Source organism: Carboxylicivirga sediminis, assembly GCF_018156225.1.
Classification (GTDB): Bacteria; Bacteroidota; Bacteroidia; order Bacteroidales; family Marinilabiliaceae; genus Carboxylicivirga; species Carboxylicivirga sediminis.
The window spans coordinates 1-649 of the sequence record NZ_JAGTAR010000100.1; the positions used below are offsets into that span (position 1 = coordinate 1).

The window sequence follows — 649 nt, forward strand, 5'->3', positions numbered from 1 at the left end:
GTAAATGTCCAGTCGCCATTAGTACTGAAACCTGCAAAATCAACGCCTGAGGTGGACTGGATAGCACCCGCATCAATCAAAATATAATACTGTGTATTTTCTTCAAAGTCATTATGGCTGATTGTTAATGTCGAACCGGATATACTTAAAGTTGGATCAGTTAATGCTCCTTCCACCAGATACGATTGAAATGTACTGTTATCGCTCGTACGACGGATCCGTATAGACTTAAGTGTTGGACTAAACTGAATATTCTGATCAAATGTAATGCTTAGCACCTGGTCAACTGCTATATCTGTTGATGTATTCAATGGTGTTAATAGCGTTACAACCGGCGCCTGGGCTATCGTTGTAAAAGCCCAATCGGTATCAAGTGAAAGACCGCCAAAGGCAACGCCTCCTGTTGACTCAATTGCCCCATTCGATATAGTTACATAATAGGCCGTATTATACTCTAATGTGTTATGAGCTATCGTTAATACAGAATTGCTTATACTCAGGTTAGCATCCGTACTGACTCCATCAACCGAATAACTCTGAAAAACTGAACCATCAGACACCCTGCGTATACGAATTACCTGTGGACCTGCTCCAAATTGAATATCCTTATCGAAAGTCAGCGTCAGCGCATCATCGAGTGCTACATCAA

Annotated in this window: 1 protein-coding gene; it reads right to left on the bottom strand. The window is 41.4% G+C overall.

The features are described 5' to 3' along the window. A partial coding sequence (locus KDU71_RS22790) for an Ig-like domain-containing protein (RefSeq protein WP_212193438.1) occupies positions 1-649 on the bottom strand: 649 nt, incomplete at both ends.